Annotated in this window: 19 protein-coding genes; 8 read left to right on the top strand and 11 right to left on the bottom strand. The window is 46.9% G+C overall.

The window, feature by feature from the left end:
• Positions 1-4: 4 nt before the first annotated feature.
• The gene (coaBC, locus tag AB8599_RS15040) at positions 5-1,231 is read right to left on the bottom strand and encodes a bifunctional phosphopantothenoylcysteine decarboxylase/phosphopantothenate--cysteine ligase CoaBC (protein ID WP_407331671.1); all 1,227 of its coding nucleotides are present in this window, start codon (positions 1,229-1,231) and stop codon (positions 5-7) included.
• A gap of 225 nt (positions 1,232-1,456) precedes the next feature.
• On the opposite strand from coaBC, the gene radC reads away from it, so the two are divergent.
• From radC to mutM, 5 genes are all read left to right on the top strand, one after another.
• A complete protein-coding gene (gene radC / locus AB8599_RS15035; protein ID WP_407331670.1) occupies positions 1,457-2,131 on the top strand; it encodes a DNA repair protein RadC in 675 nt (224 codons plus the stop codon).
• A 189-nt stretch (positions 2,132-2,320) separates the two neighbouring features.
• Positions 2,321-2,557 carry a 50S ribosomal protein L28 gene (gene rpmB / locus AB8599_RS15030; RefSeq protein WP_016961892.1) on the top strand — a complete coding sequence of 79 codons (237 nt, stop codon included), beginning with the start codon at positions 2,321-2,323 and terminating at the stop codon, positions 2,555-2,557.
• 13 nt (positions 2,558-2,570) lie between these two features.
• On the top strand, positions 2,571-2,738 hold the full coding sequence (gene rpmG / locus AB8599_RS15025) for a 50S ribosomal protein L33 (protein ID WP_002535344.1): 168 nt from the start codon (positions 2,571-2,573) through the stop codon (positions 2,736-2,738).
• Between the two features lie 141 nt (positions 2,739-2,879).
• Positions 2,880-3,386, top strand: coding sequence for a hypothetical protein (locus AB8599_RS15020; RefSeq protein WP_407331669.1), 507 nt, complete (start codon positions 2,880-2,882; stop codon positions 3,384-3,386).
• A 4-nt stretch (positions 3,387-3,390) separates the two neighbouring features.
• Positions 3,391-4,200, top strand: coding sequence for a bifunctional DNA-formamidopyrimidine glycosylase/DNA-(apurinic or apyrimidinic site) lyase (gene mutM / locus AB8599_RS15015; RefSeq protein ID WP_407331668.1), 810 nt, complete (start codon positions 3,391-3,393; stop codon positions 4,198-4,200).
• Positions 4,201-4,261: 61 nt separating this feature from the next.
• Here the strand turns inward: mutM and coaD are convergent, their stop codons facing one another.
• Positions 4,262-4,762 (bottom strand): pantetheine-phosphate adenylyltransferase, encoded by a 501-nt coding sequence (gene coaD / locus AB8599_RS15010; protein WP_407331667.1) that lies wholly within the window; start codon positions 4,760-4,762, stop codon positions 4,262-4,264.
• A gap of 198 nt (positions 4,763-4,960) precedes the next feature.
• On the opposite strand from coaD, the gene AB8599_RS15005 reads away from it, so the two are divergent.
• Positions 4,961-5,998 (top strand): glycosyltransferase family 9 protein, encoded by a 1,038-nt coding sequence (locus tag AB8599_RS15005; RefSeq protein ID WP_407331666.1) that lies wholly within the window; start codon positions 4,961-4,963, stop codon positions 5,996-5,998.
• Between the two features lie 3 nt (positions 5,999-6,001).
• Here AB8599_RS15005 and AB8599_RS15000 read toward each other — a convergent pair whose 3' ends face one another.
• Entirely contained in the window at positions 6,002-6,784 is a 783-nt protein-coding gene (locus tag AB8599_RS15000; protein WP_407331665.1) for a glycosyltransferase family 2 protein, read from the bottom strand.
• Positions 6,781-7,839 carry a glycosyltransferase family 9 protein gene (locus AB8599_RS14995; protein ID WP_407331664.1) on the bottom strand — a complete coding sequence of 353 codons (1,059 nt, stop codon included), beginning with the start codon at positions 7,837-7,839 and terminating at the stop codon, positions 6,781-6,783. The genes AB8599_RS15000 and AB8599_RS14995 overlap by 4 nt, the downstream gene beginning before the upstream one ends.
• Positions 7,840-7,969: 130 nt before the next feature.
• Between AB8599_RS14995 and AB8599_RS14990 the strand changes: the two genes are divergently transcribed.
• Positions 7,970-8,683, top strand: coding sequence for a 3-deoxy-D-manno-octulosonic acid kinase (locus tag AB8599_RS14990; RefSeq protein ID WP_407331663.1), 714 nt, complete (start codon positions 7,970-7,972; stop codon positions 8,681-8,683).
• 22 nt (positions 8,684-8,705) lie between these two features.
• Here AB8599_RS14990 and waaA read toward each other — a convergent pair whose 3' ends face one another.
• The 4 genes from waaA to AB8599_RS14970 form a co-directional block, all read right to left on the bottom strand.
• On the bottom strand, positions 8,706-9,980 hold the full coding sequence (waaA, locus tag AB8599_RS14985) for a lipid IV(A) 3-deoxy-D-manno-octulosonic acid transferase (protein WP_407331662.1): 1,275 nt from the start codon (positions 9,978-9,980) through the stop codon (positions 8,706-8,708).
• 79 nt (positions 9,981-10,059) lie between these two features.
• Positions 10,060-11,355 carry a 3-deoxy-D-manno-octulosonic acid transferase gene (locus AB8599_RS14980; RefSeq protein WP_407331661.1) on the bottom strand — a complete coding sequence of 432 codons (1,296 nt, stop codon included), beginning with the start codon at positions 11,353-11,355 and terminating at the stop codon, positions 10,060-10,062.
• 17 nt (positions 11,356-11,372) lie between these two features.
• Entirely contained in the window at positions 11,373-11,771 is a 399-nt protein-coding gene (locus AB8599_RS14975) for a GtrA family protein (protein WP_407331660.1), read from the bottom strand.
• Positions 11,755-12,720, bottom strand: coding sequence for a glycosyltransferase family 2 protein (locus tag AB8599_RS14970; RefSeq protein ID WP_407331659.1), 966 nt, complete (start codon positions 12,718-12,720; stop codon positions 11,755-11,757). The genes AB8599_RS14975 and AB8599_RS14970 overlap by 17 nt, the downstream gene beginning before the upstream one ends.
• Before the next feature lie 147 nt (positions 12,721-12,867).
• Between AB8599_RS14970 and AB8599_RS14965 the strand changes: the two genes are divergently transcribed.
• The gene (locus AB8599_RS14965; RefSeq protein ID WP_407331658.1) at positions 12,868-13,821 is read left to right on the top strand and encodes a WavE lipopolysaccharide synthesis family protein; all 954 of its coding nucleotides are present in this window, start codon (positions 12,868-12,870) and stop codon (positions 13,819-13,821) included.
• On the opposite strand, the gene AB8599_RS14960 is transcribed toward AB8599_RS14965, so the two are convergent.
• The 3 genes from AB8599_RS14960 to AB8599_RS14950 are packed head-to-tail and all read right to left on the bottom strand — an operon-like array spanning position 13,818 to position 16,521.
• Positions 13,818-14,555 (bottom strand): glycosyltransferase family 2 protein, encoded by a 738-nt coding sequence (locus AB8599_RS14960; protein WP_407331657.1) that lies wholly within the window; start codon positions 14,553-14,555, stop codon positions 13,818-13,820. The genes AB8599_RS14965 and AB8599_RS14960 overlap by 4 nt on opposite strands.
• Positions 14,552-16,135 (bottom strand): capsular biosynthesis protein, encoded by a 1,584-nt coding sequence (locus AB8599_RS14955; RefSeq protein ID WP_407331656.1) that lies wholly within the window; start codon positions 16,133-16,135, stop codon positions 14,552-14,554. The genes AB8599_RS14960 and AB8599_RS14955 overlap by 4 nt, the downstream gene beginning before the upstream one ends.
• Complete coding sequence (locus AB8599_RS14950; RefSeq protein ID WP_407331655.1) at positions 16,126-16,521, bottom strand: capsular biosynthesis protein; 396 nt, start codon at positions 16,519-16,521, stop codon at positions 16,126-16,128. Before AB8599_RS14950 ends, AB8599_RS14955 begins: the two co-directional genes overlap by 10 nt.
• Positions 16,522-16,630: the final 109 nt, after the last annotated feature.

The raw sequence follows: 16,630 nt of genomic DNA, 5'->3' as shown, positions 1-16,630 counted from the left end.
GTTTTTATTTGCTGGCATTAAACAGGGTGGCTATCTCGCTGACAAGTTGGTTGCCGATATCGGCTTTACTCGCAAGCGGTAAAGGTTTGTCACCTTTTGGCCAATACAGGTGCAGCGCATTTTGGTCGCTGTTAAATCCTTGGCCGTCGCAGGAGACATCATTGGCACAGATAAGGTCAAGATTCTTCTTCGCCAATTTTCCGCGTGCGTATTGTTCCACATCTTGGGTTTCTGCTGCAAAACCAACGGTGAAAGGACGATTGACCGTCATTGCCGCGACAGAGGCAACGATATCCGGGTTCTTGATTAGACTGATGGTCATTTCATCGTGACCGTCTTTTTTCTTCATTTTCTGATCGGCAATGTGGGCGGGCCTGAAATCGGCCACGGCGGCACACGCGATAAAAATTTGATGATTGGCGGCATGGGCTTGCACAGCCTGATGCATGTCTTCGGCACTTTCCACGTTAATGCGTTCTACATTGGCGGGAGTGCTCAGGTTGACGGGCCCACTGATCAGCGTCACTTTTGCCCCACGTTTTGCAGCGGCTTGTGCAATTGCGTAACCCATTTTTCCAGAGCTTTGATTAGTCAGGTAACGAACAGGATCAATCGCTTCACGGGTTGGCCCTGCGGTAATCAACATGGACGTACCGGCTAAATCACCTTCTGAAAAATGCGCTTCCACTAAGGCGACCAATTGCATTGGCTCAAGCATTCGGCCTGGGCCAACATCGCCACACGCCTGTTCACCGCTTGCTGGCCCCCAGATGGGATAGCCGCGGCGTTTTAGCGTCGTGAGGTTTTCTTGGGTGGCGACTGCGCGATACATCTGTTGGTTCATTGCGGGTGCAATGGCGACGGTTGCATCGGTTGCTAAGCAAAGCGTGGTGAGCAGATCATTGCCCATGCCTGCGGTAACACGTGCCATTAAATCGGCTGTGGCTGGCGCAAGCACAACCAAATCGGCCCACTTAGCAATTTCAATATGGCCCATCGAGGCTTCTGCTGCAGGGTCGAGCAGGCTATCTGCGACGGGATGACCGGAAACTGCCTGCATGGTGAGCGGCGTAATGAATTCTTTTGCTGCGTGAGTCATCACAACGCGCACCTCTGCGCCACGCTCGATGAGTCGACGCGTGAGATCTGCACATTTATAGGCGGCGATACCACCGCCAATGCCCAACACAATGCGCTTGCCTGTGAGGGATTGGGTAATTTTCTGAACCATAACCAAATAAGCCAATGGGGTAATTAAGGGAAAGATAACATAAAAGACCGGCTGATCACCTGTTGCGCTCAGAGGATTGTGAAAGCTGCGGTACCACAAATTGAAATGTAATAAAGAAGCCACTCAAAAAACATGTACCACACATTAATCGCACACTGAGTCGAGAGTCGTTGCACGAAAAGACATCTGCAATGACGCTGCCTTTTTATGTTGCGAGGCGTGTTTATGTCACTGAAAGATCTGCCGCTAGATTGTCGCCCGAGAGAGAAACTGTTGGCGAAAGGGCCAGAGTCTTTGACGAATGCGGAATTGCTAGCGATTTTTCTGCGCACGGGCGTATCAGGCATGAATGCGATTGAACTGGCGGGCTATTTACTGGAGGACTTTGGGTCATTGCGTGGCTTAATGCAGTCCAACTTAGCACAATTTAGCCAGCGAAAAGGGCTGGGGTCTGCAAAATATGCGCAATTACAGGCAGTATTGGAGCTGAGTAAGCGCCATTTGAAAGAAATTATGACGTATGAAGATGCCTTAACCAGCCCTTCACATACGGCGAGATATCTCTCGGCGCAACTGCGCGACAGGCCGCGAGAAGCCTTCTTAGTGCTGTACTTAGACAACCAAAACCGTCCTATCTTGGATGAAATTCTTTTTGAGGGAACCATCAATGCTGCCGGGGTCTATCCACGCGAAGTTGTGCGTCGCGCGTTGGAAGTGCATGCAAATGCGGTGATTTTGGCTCATAATCACCCATCTGGCATTGCTGAGCCCAGTTCTGCAGATCGTCATATCACGTCACGCATCGCTGATGCGCTGTCGTTGGTCGATATCCGGTTGCTTGATCACATGGTTATTGGTGATGGAGACGTTGTCTCTTTCGCTGAACGTGGCTGGATATAGGCTTTTCAAGCCAAAGCCGTTAAAAAACGATCAAAAAATGATAAAAGGATCTGCTCGGGACTTGAGCAATGGGAAGACAGTTAGTATAATGCGCCACCTTTGATAGCCTTGACCTAGAGCCTGACCTTGTTTTTTGCAGGACTGGCGGACAAGGTTGATATCGAGCTGAAACGATTTGGAGAGACATTCATGTCACGAGTATGCCAAGTAACTGGCAAGCGTCCTGTAACGGGTAACAACCGTTCGCACGCACGTAACGCCACCAAGCGTCGTTTTCTGCCGAACCTGCAAACTCATCGTTTCTGGGTAGAAAGCGAAAACCGCTTCGTTAAACTGCGTCTTACCCCTAAAGGTATGCGCATCATCGACAAGAAAGGCATTGATGCTGTTCTTACAGACATCCGCGCCCGTGGTGAGAACGTTTAAGAGGATTTAAAGAATGGCTAAAGGCATTCGTGAGAAGATCCGTCTAGTATCATCTGCTGGTACAGGCCACTTCTACACTACCGACAAAAACAAGCGTAATATGCCGGGCAAATTTGAGATCAAGAAATTTGATCCAGTTGTTCGTCAACACGTTATGTACAAAGAAGCTAAAATCAAGTAATTGATTTTCTGCTTTGCGAAAAAACTCAGCCTTGGCTGGGTTTTTTTATGTCTGCAATTTGAGCTACACACTCGCATATAACTGTAAATCAGCCACTTCCGGATATACACTTTAGTCATGTCCAATGGCTGAGACCAAACAATGGCAAGACCTTCCCGTCGTTCCTTTAACAACTTTCTGATCATCGGCATTCTTATGTTCATTGCCGCGATTAACTTGCCTGATTACATCCGCGCAAAATTGGCAGAAAACGATAAGCCTCAGCATGTCGAACAGGTACTTCCTGAGGGTGTGATCGCTCTGATGCCTGACCACGTTTCGCCGTTGGCACTAAAGTTCCCTGATTTCACCCTAACCAATGGGTCGCCTTGGCAAACAGACAAAGCGCTTGATGTATCAGCAACTGAATTGGCAAATCGTTGGCTGAATCTTTCAGGTACTGAAATAGATGGTGACACCTACAGTAAGCTCAAGCCCAATTTACGATCGCCAGCGACCTTGGTGGTGGATAGAGGCCAACACGTTGAGCCTTTTAGACTGACCTATTATCAATTGCCTCAATTTTGGCTCATTCAAAACTGGGAAAACCGTTGGCTTGCAGTCTCTGTTGCTCCAAACTACCTGTTCCCATTCGACAACCAGAATTAATACGATGCCAGAATTACCGGAAGTTGAAGTCAGCCGCATGGGAATAAAACCGCATGCGGAAGGGCAAGTGGTGACGAAATTGGACGTCAGGCAGCCTCAGCTACGTTGGTTAATCCCCGATACTCTTTATGACATCGAAGGACAGACGATTCGCGCAGTTACGCGTCGCGCTAAATATCTCATCCTTGAAACAGACATTGGCTATGCGCTGATTCATCTGGGTATGTCGGGCAGTTTACGTGTCTTATCAGAAGCCGCGCCGCCCGCCAAACACGACCATGTCGATCTGCACCTAAGTTCTGGCGCTGTTATTCGTTACAACGATCCACGTCGTTTTGGCGCATGGCTATGGCAGCCCAATCACAATGACCACCCGGCACTTGAAAAATTAGGCCCAGAGCCACTTACAGATATGTTCACTGGTGAGTATTTGTTCGAGAAAAGTCGTAACAAGAGAACGGCGATCAAGCAATTTATTATGGATAACCCTGTGGTGGTAGGTGTAGGGAATATCTATGCCAATGAATCCTTGTTTACATCACGTATTCACCCTCAGCGACAAGCAGGATTGCTGACCCTTGATGAAGCGAATCTGTTAGTGGGAAACATAAAAACGATACTCGCAACAGCGATTAAACAAGGTGGCACAACGTTAAAAGATTTCACGCAAGCGGATGGAAAACCGGGGTATTTTGCTCAAGAATTGCTGGTTTATGGCAAAACTGGCAAACCGTGCCCGGTATGCGAGACTTTGCTAGAGAGCGTCAAAATTGGACAGCGGAATACATTTTTCTGTCCATCGTGCCAGATTTAACAAAAGCACTCTTGCCAATAAAGATCAAAAAAACCGCCAGTGGCGGTTTTTTGTTAAAGCATCATTTTTTAATGTGTGTTTGCAGCGCTTCTAGCACCTTGGGGTGCACAAACCCACTGGTATCACCGCCATGAAGCGCGACTTCTTTGACCAAGGTGGATGAAATAAAGGAGTTTTCTTCTGAGGGAGTGAGGAAGACACTTTCCAGCTCCGGCATCAGGCGGCGATTCATGTTGGCCAACTGAAACTCATACTCGAAATCGGATACCGCACGTAAGCCGCGCACCAAAATATTGGCGTTATATTGCTTGGCAAAGTCTACCAGAAGGCCAGAAAAACCCACCACAGAGACATTATCAAGGTGTGCTGTGACGTCTTTAGCCAGTGAAACGCGATGTTTCAGGTCAAACAATGGCTTTTTACTTGGGCTTGCTGCAATACCGACAATCACTTCATCAAACATCGATGCGGCACGTTCAACCAGATCGACATGACCGTTAGTCACGGGATCAAAGGTGCCGGGATATATCACTCGGGTTAGGGCTTTTTTACTCACAGTCATTTCCTGCAATTCCTTAAACTGGCGACATGCTACCAAAATCTCGGCGTATTTTATCGTGCTTGGTGTGAGTGGATGTTGAAAAAACCTACGTGACCAGCATTTCTTTCACTCTATCTTCCATTGAAGTTAGAAGGTGACTTAGCGAAATGGCCATCATCCGGTATGATCGGTAGCGAGAACCGTAAACTGGGACACACAATGAAAAAAATCCTCGTCATCCGCAACGACAAAATTGGCGATTTTATGTTGGCATGGCCGGCCTTTGCGATGTTGAAACAATCCATGCCCAGTGTAGAAGTGACGGCATTGGTGCCCTCCTATACCAAGGCGCTGGCTGAACTGTGTCCATCGATTGATAAGGTGTTGCTAGATTGTGGAAAAAATGCGGATAAGCTGAGTAAAAAAAACTTAGTGAAAGAAGTGAAAGCAAATGGCTTTGATGCATCTATTTGTCTTTTTTCAGACAGTTACAATGCCACATTGGTGTGGAAATCCGGTATCCCATTTCGTTTGGCGCCAGCGACAAAGATTTCCCAGTTTTTGTATAACCATCGCGTCACCCAGCGCCGCTCTCAATCAGCTAAGCCCGAGTATGAGTATAACCTCGATTTGGTGCGTGCCTTCTTGGCGAAAATCGGTGTGGAGGCGAAGGAGCCATCAGCGCCTTATTTAGCATTTCCTACTAGTGAACATGCGGCACAGAAAAGCAAATTGGCACAAGCATTGGCGATTGATGAAAAGACGCCTTGGCTTTATGTTCACGCTGGTAGTGGCGGCTCAGCCAATAACCTTTCTTTGATGCAATATGCTGATCTTGTGGCAGGTATCTGTGAAAAGACGAAGGTTGAAGTGGTGCTCACCGCAGGGCCTGGGGAGGCGGAGAAAGCCGCTGAACTGCAAGCCTTGCTGTCGATCAAAGGCATTGATTCTGTGGTTTATGATAAGAACGATGGCTTGCAAGATTTCACGTGTTCGATTGCTTGTGCGGATGTATTTATTGCCGGCTCGACAGGGCCGCTTCACATAGCGGCGACCTTGGACGTGCCGACAATTGGATTTTTTCCTGCGAAGCGAAGTGCGACACCACTTCGCTGGCGACCGATCAACAGTGAAGGCCGCCACCTTGCCTTTGCACCGCCAGCAGACAAAGACAAAGATGTGGCAGCAGACATGTCGAAAATCGACGTTGATACTATTCTGCCAGACTCGCTAGCGTTTCTTAAGCGCGTACTTTGAGGCTTATGGTGCGCGGCTGTCGTTTTCTCTGATCCAAAGGTCGGCGTATTTCACGAACGTTGAGTGCGCTGAGAGCACGGCAATCAAGAAGCCTTGTTTACCATCGAGAAAACCACGCTTTAACAGATACATTTTCAAAAAGCAGCCAATCGCGTGAGTGACACCTTGCCCGATGCTGCTTTTCTTCCCTCGCGCCTGACGACCATCTGCCCATGATTTTGCATAGAATGCGGATTTCACAAGGTACTGGTGCAAGTCGCGGTATGAGTAGTGCAGCATGTCGCCGCTCAAGGTTTGCTTCTGACAGCCTTCTGGCTCAATGATTTTCTCGTGAACCAAGGCATCGTTGTAGCCTGTGAACTCGCGAGGGTATAAGCGAACGATTTTATCGTACCAGCCTGAATGTTTGAGAAATCGGCCAAATACCCAGGTTGTGCGACGAAGCACGAACAGGGTTTTCTCTGGCGGATTTTCTAATACTGTCAGAATGCTGTTTTTCAACGCATCAGTAATGACTTCATCCGCATCAATCGCAAGCACCCAATCTTTGGTTGCATGGCTTTGCGCCAATTGTTTTTGTTTGCCAAAGCCCGGCCATTCAGCATTCACGAAGACTTTCGCGCCCGCTTGCTCGGCGATGGCGACGGTATTGTCTGTGCTGCCAGAATCCACCACGATGATTTCATCGACCCAATCCAGTGATGCTAAACACTCTGGCAGGATCTGTTCTTCGTTTTTGGTGATGATGATTGCGCTGATCGAGGCGCGAGTTTGATTCTGGCTCATGAGCCGACTTCCTCTTTTTGGATGACTTCATCAAAACGCGAGATCACCTCATCAATGGTTATTCTTTGCATGGCCGTATCGTCTTTCACGCGCGTTCGCCAAGACACCTCAGCAGCAGACTTGCCTGTTTCTGCTTCAATCGCCTCTGCATATACGCTCACGACATAGTGTCGCCAGTTGTAAGGGCCGGTTCGCGCCGGATTGTGGTGCGCGTATAAACCAATAACGGGTGTATCCACGGCATTGGCAAGGTGCGCTGGGCCGCTATCAGGTGCCAAGACTAAATCGGCTTGCTGCTCAAGTGCCAGCAGCTGTAGAAGTGTTGTTTTACCAATCAAATTGGTGACAGGGCGGGTAAGGCGATTTTCTATGGCTTGGCCGAGTTCCACCTCAATTTTGCCAGGGCCGCCCGCTAAGATGACATTGAATCCTTTGTCGAGTGCATGCTCAATCACACCTGCGTAACCTTCCGCCGTCCAGTTTTTAAAGGCTTTGCTCGCAGCAGGTGCAACCACCAAGGTCGGCTTCGTGGATAACTGATCTTTTGCCCAGACGACGTCTTTTTTGGATAGCGGCAGTGTCCATGTCGGCACTTGCGGCTTTAAACCCAAGGTTTCGGTGAATGCCATGAAGCCGTCTAGCACATGAGGGGACGCTGGTGATGGCACTTTCACATTGGTAAACCACTGCTGCAAATCACTGGCTCGGGTCTTATCAAACCCCAGCGTGTACTTAGCCTTGATCCCGATAGACAACATGCTCGCTCTGATCGCGCTTTGCATATGAAGCAGTGCATCGAAGCGTTTTCCCTTTAGTGCTTTCCATACCATTTTCATGCCTTTGAAGCCAAGCTTCTTATCAAACGCAATCACCTCGACATCTGGCAGCAATGGTGTGAGCAGTGCCGCTTCGGCCTTGCCGGCAATCCAAGTAATGTGGGTTTCTGGCCATTGAGCTTGGAGCGCTTGAACAGCGGCGATGGCATTGCAAACATCGCCAATCGCAGAAAGGCGTAGAATGCAGAGAGACTGTGGTGGGGCAGAAAATAAGGCCATGAGAATGCTTATAGGGTTTTGATGGTTGAAATTATGCAGTTGCCGATCCGCAATGTAAAATGCAACTGCATCGTATCTGTCAGTAATGCTTGAGATACTGAGAAGATAAGACATATTTGAAGGAGCTTGCGTGGATCAGTTAGTCGACAACAACACCCGTATTTGGTTTGACGCGTCATTGTTACGTGAAGATCCTGCGCGATGCTTTGATGTTGAATTCTGGCAGCAGAAAGAGGCAATCATCGGCTCTGCAACAGGGCGTGGCACGACGTGGTTTGTGCAAACTGAGGTGTTGCCTGCTGCGCTTCGTCACTATCGGCGTGGTGGTTTGTTCGGGAAATTAGTTCGTGACAGTTATGCGTTCACGGGGTGGGGAAACACTCGCTCGGCGCAAGAGTTTCAGCTACTGACTTATCTGCGTGAAAAGGGCATATCAGTACCGCGTCCTATCGCAGCGCGTGCGATTCGAGATGGGTTGACCTACCAAGCGGATTTGCTGGTGGAAAAAATCGATGATGCCAAAGATTTGGTCGATATCTTGATGGAATCTCCGTTAGAGGCTTCGCATTACCATGGGATTGGCGTCATGGTCAGAAAACTGCATGACGCAGGAGTGTGTCACACTGATCTCAATATCCACAATATTTTGCTTGATACCAAAGATACGTGCTGGCTAATTGATTTCGATAAATGTGGGAAAAAGGGGGGAGAGAGCTGGAAAGCATCTAATCTCAGCCGTTTGCTTCGCTCATTTCGAAAAGAGCTGAACAAGCGACACATCCAGTGGCAGGAATCAGATTGGGATGCTTTGTTGCTGGGTTATCAAGAGCAAGCAGTTAGATAATCTGGAATCTGCAAATTATTAGTTATTGCTTCTCGGCATCAATCCACGGTGCTACCGCTTCAAGTGTTTTAGCGACCGCGCCACGGTTTCTCTCCACCACATTCAGCGCGGCTTCTCCTGCTTGCTGGCATTTCTCTGGGTTGTTCATGAAACCCAATAGCGCATTGGCAATGTCTGAGGGCGTTTCTTGCACCTCACAAGCACCGGCTTCTATTAACTGATCGCCAATCGCCTGAAAGTTAAAGTAGCTAGGACCTGTAATTTGAGGCTTCCCAAGGGAAGCGGGTTCCAGCAGGTTGTGGCCACCAATCTTCTCTCCCATCAGACTTCCCGCCATAAACGTCACGGTCGACGTGGCAAGCAAGGTCATCATTTCACCCATGGTGTCGCCCAAATACACTTGCGTATTGTCATTAATAGGCTGTGATTGGCTGCGACGTGACAGTGAAAATCCTTTCTGTTCAATCAGTGCGGCAACGTCGCCGAAGCGTTCGGGGTGGCGTGGAACCAGCACCAATAAAGCGTCGGGTTGTTTCGCCAATAGCGCTTGATGAGCGTCGAGTAAAATCTCGTCTTCGCCAGGGTGGGTACTCGCTGCTACCCATACTGGACGTTGTTTAATTGCTTGCTTCAACGCGACGACAGCATGGTTAGATTCATCAAATTCAGGTAAATCAAATTTCACTGAGCCTGATACGGAAACATGCTGTGAATTGACGCCAAGTTGAATGAAACGATCAGCATCGTCTTTAAATTGGCAAAGAATGTGGTCGATATTGTTTGAAAGCAGATTGAATAGCGGCTGTACACGTTGATAGCCGCGCATCGACTTTTCTGACAGTCGTGCATTCATCACGATGATTGGGATGCCTGCTTTTTTCACTGCCGTTAAGGTATTCGGCCAAAGCTCGGTTTCCATGATCAACATGGCTTGAGGTTTTACGCGCTTTAAAAAGCCATTCACGGCAAAGGAAAAGTCGATCGGCATGTATCTGTGCTCGACATTATCGCCAAGCTTGCTTGCAATCGCAGCACCTGTTGTCGTGGTGGTGGTGACGAGTATCGCAGCGTCTGGATATGTCTTGCGAAGCGCCAGAATAATCGGTTTTGCGGCAATCACTTCACCGACGGAAACCGCATGAATCCAAATTGGACGTTGGCCTACAAGTGCTGGCGTTCTTCCAAAATGCTCAATCCAGCGCTTACCAATACGAGGTTTCCCATCTTTGGCGCGATAGAGGCCCAAAAGAAGAAAAGGGGCAGCGATGAAAAGTAAAAGAGTATAAAGAAGGCGCACACGAAAACCTTGTTTGGAAAACCTGAGGCTAGTTTACAACAAAGGGCTCGATATCGAGCCCTTTAGAAGGAATAAGTGGCTACTTAGACAGTCCTTCATCAATCAGATATTGCTGTACTTGTTCGGCATAATCGACGTTGTAGGAGTATTTGTCGCTGTCATGCGCCGCAACAAGATTGACCACAAGAAAGAATACCGACAAGGCAATCAGCCCGCGACAGAAGCGTTCTGGCACTGTAGTGCGCCATGTTTCTGCGGCGACCAGCACTGGGATCAGAGCCAGCGGGAAGGTCAGGATTAGATGCCAGTAAGAAAAAGTAATAGGCGAGAGCATGGCGTTGATAATGATGGCCAGTACCGTCGCGCCCGCAAACAAGAGCAGCCAATGTGTGTCATCTTCAATGGGCTTCTCGCGTTTTATCATCGGCTTAATGATCTTCCAAGCACGCCAGTTTACTTTCGCAGAGATCACCACGGTTGCCGCACCGACCAAATAAAGTAACGCCTGCCAACAATACTGAATAGTCATCTGTAGCCAGCTGATGGTGGTGATCCAGTCAAAACTGACATCCGTGATCAGCCGATTTGAAAACATCGTAGAGCCGTAGCGAATCCAATAAAGTACCGCTTTGAGTACCGGGTAAACGTGAACAGCGCCATAACCGATATAGCGATCGCTTTCTCGGCTGATACTCTCGTTAACCATGTATTCCTGAAAATAGGGAATAAGAGATGCGAGAACAACCATGCCACCAACAATAACACCTGCCCAATTAGGATGTGCCATTTTACGGTAAAGAAGATAGCAAGAGATGACCGCCAATACTGGCCACGAGTAATGGAATTGCATGGCGCCACCAATCGCTAGCACATGCAAAAAGCTAAAGATAAAAGACGATTTCTCGCGAAGCTTAAATGCCGACCAAAAGTGCAACGCAGTGAAAAAGCAAAGATACGCAGGGTTATACAGCAAACTGTCGTAAAGAAGCCACGGGTTTAGCCAATAAGCCACCATAAACAGCAAACGAACTGGCGGGCTAAATATCGCCTTGATCACGGCATCAAACAGGAAAAAAGAGATAACTCGCAGCAAAATAATGGTGAGCATGGGGGCCCAAGGGTTATCCCACAAAAGCAATGGACTACCTACTATCCATGCAGAAAGTGAGCCTGGCACATTACCCACTGCACTTGCTGCATTGCCAAATGCTAGCCAAACATCTTGGTACGCACCAAGGTAGCCCTTGTAAAGCATTTGGGTTTGGTCACCAGAAAGAATTTGATTGCTCGCATATAAAATTGCGAGCATCAAGCCGAGATAGAACCCCGCTCGTTGAAGAGAGGGGGAAAAACGGGTGAAAAAATCTGGAGTCATTGGTTTGTCCGTAAAAACTAATCTATGGAAGGTCTTTTTTTATAAGTCCAAAAATGATGGATAAAATAAGTCACCAAGGGGATCATAAACACGACCAGCAGAACTCGCAGATAGTTATTGGTATCTTGAAGCAACTCACTAATCAGTTGTGAGATCAGAAGGGCAGAAAACTGTACGACAAAAAAGCGCATTGCATTATTTCGTGATAATGCTGTTTTAAACACAAACAAAGATTGCATCAAATATGATAAGCCAAATGCGCAGATGAATCCGATTAGGTTTGCTGTGAAGACGTTAGTGGCAAAAAAGTGCAACAGTGCAAAAGCTACACAGAGGTGAGTCAGGCTCGCCAATCCACCGGTGAGACCAAAGCGAACGATACGATGCGCAAGAAGCTTGTTAGTGATCGATGTCATTAGCACTCTGACTGGGAGGTGAAGTAGTGTCGTTTTCTACTATGTATATCGGCCGTCTTTTAGACTCCATATACAAACGACCTATATATTCGCCCAAGACGCCTAGGCCAATTAATTGCACGCCGCCGAAGAAAAGCACGACGGTGAGCAATGATGCATAGCCAGGCAGGTCAACACCAAACATTAATGTTTTCAGGATAATAGCGATGCCAGATACGAAGGCAATCGTTGATATAAAGACACCAAGGTAGAGCCAAACACGCAAAGGTGCAGTGCTGAAACTGGTGATCCCTTCCAATGCAAAGTTCCATAACCGCCAACCATTGAAGCTACTTTCGCCCGCGGCGCGAGGCTGTCGGGCATATTCCACAACCGAGGTCTTGAAACCTACCCAAGAAAATATCCCTTTCATGAAGCGCTGATTTTCAGGCAATAGCTGGATAGCCTGAACCACACGACGAGTGATAAGTCGAAAATCACCGACATTATCGGGAATTTCGACGTCTGCAATACTGTTGTGGAATTTATAAAACAGACTTGCGGTGATTTTTTTTGCAAGTGTATCGCTGCTTCTATCGATGCGCTTGGCGACAACGACGTCATATCCTTTTTGCCATTCTCGCAAAAAATCATGAATGAGCTCTGGCGGGTCTTGCATATCAGCGTCAATCGGGATGATAACGTCGCCCTTAGCATGGTCAAGACCTGCCGTAAGCGCGGCTTCTTTGCCAAAGTTACGTGACAGATTGAGCACTCGAATATGCCCATCCTTTGAAGCAAGTTGCTGGATAAGGGCGAGAGTGTTGTCTTTACTGCCATCGTTGATGAAGAGTAGTTCGTAGCTATACCCTGTTTCAGACAAGATGCTGGTGATTTTATCTGTGAAGGTATGGAGTACTTCCTGCTCGTTATAGCAGGGGCAGACGATGGAAATAATGGTTTTGGACATCCTATATCACTCTAACCTTCCTAATAACTGACGATATTATAGGAATACACAGAGTCAATTAAACCAATATTTGTATAATAAGCCGATACAGCGATAGGGTATGCCGCCGGTGATCGGCGTAAAGAGTTATTGTGTAGAGGGTAAGTCGTGTTAGAAATCCGAAATGAGGACATCAGTTTCGTCGTTCAGGGGCCTGTTCAAGCCAGTCATGAGCGGAAACAAATTGACGGGGTGACGGTAGATTGTCTTGCAAGCATTCGTCATTATTTTCCTCGTTCGACAATTATTCTCTCGACGTGGAAGGGTCAAAAGACGGAAGGTCTAGATTACGATCATTTGCTTGAACTTGATGACCCCGGTCAGAACTCTGTGTTCACACATGGCAAAGAACTTAAGCTCAATAATAATCGACAATTGTACAGTTCTCATATGGGATTGAAGGCAGTAAAAACACCTTACGCTGCAAAAATCCGCACAGACAATCTCCTCTCAGGTCGAGGCTTTGTTGATTTATTTGCTTACTACCATGATAAAGATCGAGTGACCGATAATCATTTTTTTGATTCACGCGTTGTAACGAGTAGTGCGTTTTTTATCAGCCATCATCGAGGAGCGCCCAACTATTTCTGCAAAAGTGATTTATTTGATTTTGGGCTGACCTCTGATCTTTTGAAAATATGGTCAGATAAGCCCGTTAAAGAGTTACATTTCAAACCTAAAGTTGGTTACAAAAGCCGTCCGCCAGCTACAGAGCAATTTTTGGTTCTCAAATGGTTATCAGAACTGATGGGAATAGACTTAGAGGTGCACAATCGTGTCAACGATCATGCAGGCTTAGGTGAGGACTTTTGGGAGCGATTCATTGCCAATAATCTTATCATCGGCACACCTGAAGAAATTGGTCTGGATACGACAGTAAGATTTTATCAGCGTGGCAATTTAGTGTTTGAGTACGATCTTAACGATTGGCAAGAGCTGGCTGGCTTCAAGCCTAAAACGTGGTCGTGGAAAAAAACGGTGAGATTCGTGCGTAACATGGTTGAAAATACGTATCGTCGTCTCTACCGTTTTTTGCCTACCCAAAAAACGTCTAAGGGTTAGTACTTCATCTGTGGTGTGCGCTTGAAGGTTTCGTATTCTTCTGGCACACCACAGAAAATAACGTCACTTCTGTCTATGGCGTGGTAGTGAATGTCTCTGCCTTTGCTGATGAGCACATTGTAAAGTGGCGCGACATATAATTCGCCTTTTTCCCATATTTGGGGCCTTGCTAGATAGTATTCATAAGCGAAATTGTAGTCATCAACGGATGAAAAGTGATAAAGCCCTGTGCAGCATAAATTTGAAATAGGGCGTTTTTCTGCTGTTTCAATGACATTTATGCTTCCCTCATGTTCGGGCAGAACAAATGACCAATTGTCGCCTTCGCCTACAAATACCTCGAGATAACCATGACTGCTTTTAGGTAATGACGCCGGATACTCAAAGCTGGGTCTGAATGTATCAATGTTGAATATCGTTATTTCGCCTTGATAGCCAGATACTTGTTGAAGACCCAAATAAACGGTTTCGGCTTGCCCTCTGGTTTCATCGTTAAGCACGGCAACGTGACATGCTGCTATTCCCAACTTTTTGGCCATGGCTTTCACGAACGAGGCGGTATTATGGACATCTCGAACGATAAACAAGAAAGGCATGGTGTCGAAATAGCCTTTAAAGCTTTCAACGGCATGTTCAAACAGCGTTTTGTCGTGTGCAATTAACTGGTACTTCGGGGCTTCATATCCTGCTTTGAAAAAACGAGAGCTCATCCCTGCCATAGGTATAACAATCATGATGCGAGTTCCTCTAATTCTTGCCCTAGCCTGAATGCGTTGGCTAGCAGTGCCTGCTGACGTTTTACATCATCACTGTGAAGGGGCAGCATGGAGACAAAAAGTTGGATTTGCATTGCCAAAAGCTCTGATAGTGTCAGTGCATATTTCTCCAGTACCGTATCGGAAAACAACTGCTGCAAATGTTTGTGGGATTCGCGCGTGTTTAGAGAAAAAGAGAGGTTATATTCGTCTTTGTCGAGGTGGTAGTGACCTGCGATGATTAGGTCATAGCAGCCAATGATGGAATGACTCAGCTTGGCAATATCGTATCTTAAATCGCCATAGATTGAAGGTGCACCATCAGGTGTAAGCCCTCTTGGATCAATGGTTTTTATGGTCGAGGTTCTAAAATCAAACAAGATATTGCTAAAGCAGAAGTCACCGTGAATCACAGTGGTTGGTTTGTCGCTCGTGGGTAAAAAACGATTGCTTAACGCGATGAGATCGTTAATGGAAAAAGTTGGATTACCGTTGAGTGTCCATGGTAAAGCGCGATCAATGTGATGACGTTGGCAATAGTCCGTGATTCTTGACTCTGTTTTTTGGTTAAACATGGCGTGAAGGAGATGCCCTTCATTCGTAGGGCTCTTATAAGCGGCACATGTATCAAGGAATGAAAAGCACCCTTTTAGGATCTTTTTCCATGTCACGACAGGTAAATCACCAAACACTAATAACTCATTCAGCGCAGTGTGATGCAGATATTCCAATTCATACGAAACGTTGTCGCCCTGTTTTTCGTGCCCTAGTAATTGCGGTAGAAAGCGTCGGATTGGCGCGGGAACATTCTCAAACCACTGTGCTTCAGCCGCGATTTTTTGGTGATGAACACTCGATTTTTTAACAGACTCAGGCGTTATGACCAACTCATTAAAAGAGCGTTGTGTCGTAAACGTCGCTTTAGATTGGAAATAAGTATGGATATGCCCGAAATCTAGCCAATCTTCACGAGACAAAGCTGTCAGTTGCACTTTGCTGTGGTAGTGGCTGACGCCATCAAGAAAGTGCCAGCGCTTTGCGATCAGTGATTTGATGAGTTCTGTCGGTTGGCTAAACGTGAAATATCCATTTATCACAGAGTGAGTGTTTTCACTGTTCAAGGAGCAGTTTTCGACAATCCAAGGCTCTGACTCATCGTTGATATAGGCCCAATGGTAGTTATCTTGGACAGTACTCACTGCAACACAATCTCTGTCTGTTGGGCAATCCAACAACAAGGTATCACCATACAGTAAAGTCAGATCATGGCTTGATGAAATATCCATCAGGTTTAATGCAGCAACGATCGACTCCCCAAGAGTTAGCTCCTCTGGGAGGCGTAAAACGGTGACGTCGTGTTGTTTTAACCAAAGTGCGTCGAACGACGGAATGTCGAATGAATCTGGCAGCGATAAGTAGATGCGCTGCCCAGCCGGCGCTCTTTCTACCTGATGCTGAAAAAGCCTTCGATTACCTAAAGGTAAAAATGAAGGTGGAAGCTTGCCGAATTCCGACTGTAATTCAGAGGTACAATAAGCACCAGATGCTATCAGGAACATTTTTTTCTGTTCTCTCGAGTCTCTTCTGCCAAAAGTTCTGTTATCTCTTCAAATGACTTTGTGGCAAATTCACTGGGTCGAATGGCTCTGTCATCGACATAAAATCCGTCATGCCCACACCATGGTTTACCCACCAAAATCTCATCATAAGGTACCCCATGCTTATCAAGCCAAGTGGTGATTGTTGGTAAGGTATGAATGTTGATTTTACCAACGTTCCCCTCATAAGTGCGCATGTTTCTGGCGGTTTGGATGACAATCTCAAAACCCATAGACTTATAGTGTTTTATCTTGTCGATAACATCAAGATTAGGTGACACCTTATTGTAGTCACTGGTGTCGCCAAGTGTAATCGTTCCGTCCAAATCCAAAATGAGCTTTTTCATAGTTTGACTGACTCTCGTTAACGATAAATCAAATGATTGCACGTCAGTTATCGGTGATCCTGAAACGGCATTCAATGATACTTCAACCTTCCCGACCAAATTTGATCGA

It is taken from the genome of Enterovibrio litoreus (assembly GCF_045679545.1).
GTDB lineage: Bacteria > Pseudomonadota > Gammaproteobacteria > Enterobacterales > Vibrionaceae > Enterovibrio.
Note: the sequence above shows the minus strand (reverse complement) of the source record. Positions and strands in the feature narration are given on the sequence as shown.

Excerpts from the sequence above, each read along its gene's own strand:
- coaBC (WP_407331671.1), bottom strand. The coding sequence starts at position 1,231 with ATGGTTCAGAAAATTACCCAATCCCTCACAGGCAAGCGCATTGTGTTG.
- radC (WP_407331670.1), top strand. The coding sequence starts at position 1,457 with ATGTCACTGAAAGATCTGCCGCTAGATTGTCGCCCGAGAGAGAAACTG.
- rpmB (WP_016961892.1), top strand. The coding sequence starts at position 2,321 with ATGTCACGAGTATGCCAAGTAACTGGCAAGCGTCCTGTAACGGGTAAC.
- rpmG (WP_002535344.1), top strand. The coding sequence starts at position 2,571 with ATGGCTAAAGGCATTCGTGAGAAGATCCGTCTAGTATCATCTGCTGGT.
- AB8599_RS15020 (WP_407331669.1), top strand. The coding sequence starts at position 2,880 with ATGGCAAGACCTTCCCGTCGTTCCTTTAACAACTTTCTGATCATCGGC.
- mutM (WP_407331668.1), top strand. The coding sequence starts at position 3,391 with ATGCCAGAATTACCGGAAGTTGAAGTCAGCCGCATGGGAATAAAACCG.
- coaD (WP_407331667.1), bottom strand. The coding sequence starts at position 4,762 with ATGACTGTGAGTAAAAAAGCCCTAACCCGAGTGATATATCCCGGCACC.
- AB8599_RS15005 (WP_407331666.1), top strand. The coding sequence starts at position 4,961 with ATGAAAAAAATCCTCGTCATCCGCAACGACAAAATTGGCGATTTTATG.
- AB8599_RS15000 (WP_407331665.1), bottom strand. The coding sequence starts at position 6,784 with ATGAGCCAGAATCAAACTCGCGCCTCGATCAGCGCAATCATCATCACC.
- AB8599_RS14995 (WP_407331664.1), bottom strand. The coding sequence starts at position 7,839 with ATGGCCTTATTTTCTGCCCCACCACAGTCTCTCTGCATTCTACGCCTT.
- AB8599_RS14980 (WP_407331661.1), bottom strand. The coding sequence starts at position 11,355 with ATGACTCCAGATTTTTTCACCCGTTTTTCCCCCTCTCTTCAACGAGCG.
- AB8599_RS14975 (WP_407331660.1), bottom strand. The coding sequence starts at position 11,771 with ATGACATCGATCACTAACAAGCTTCTTGCGCATCGTATCGTTCGCTTT.
- AB8599_RS14970 (WP_407331659.1), bottom strand. The coding sequence starts at position 12,720 with ATGTCCAAAACCATTATTTCCATCGTCTGCCCCTGCTATAACGAGCAG.
- AB8599_RS14960 (WP_407331657.1), bottom strand. The coding sequence starts at position 14,555 with ATGATTGTTATACCTATGGCAGGGATGAGCTCTCGTTTTTTCAAAGCA.
- AB8599_RS14955 (WP_407331656.1), bottom strand. The coding sequence starts at position 16,135 with ATGTTCCTGATAGCATCTGGTGCTTATTGTACCTCTGAATTACAGTCG.
- AB8599_RS14950 (WP_407331655.1), bottom strand. The coding sequence starts at position 16,521 with ATGAAAAAGCTCATTTTGGATTTGGACGGAACGATTACACTTGGCGAC.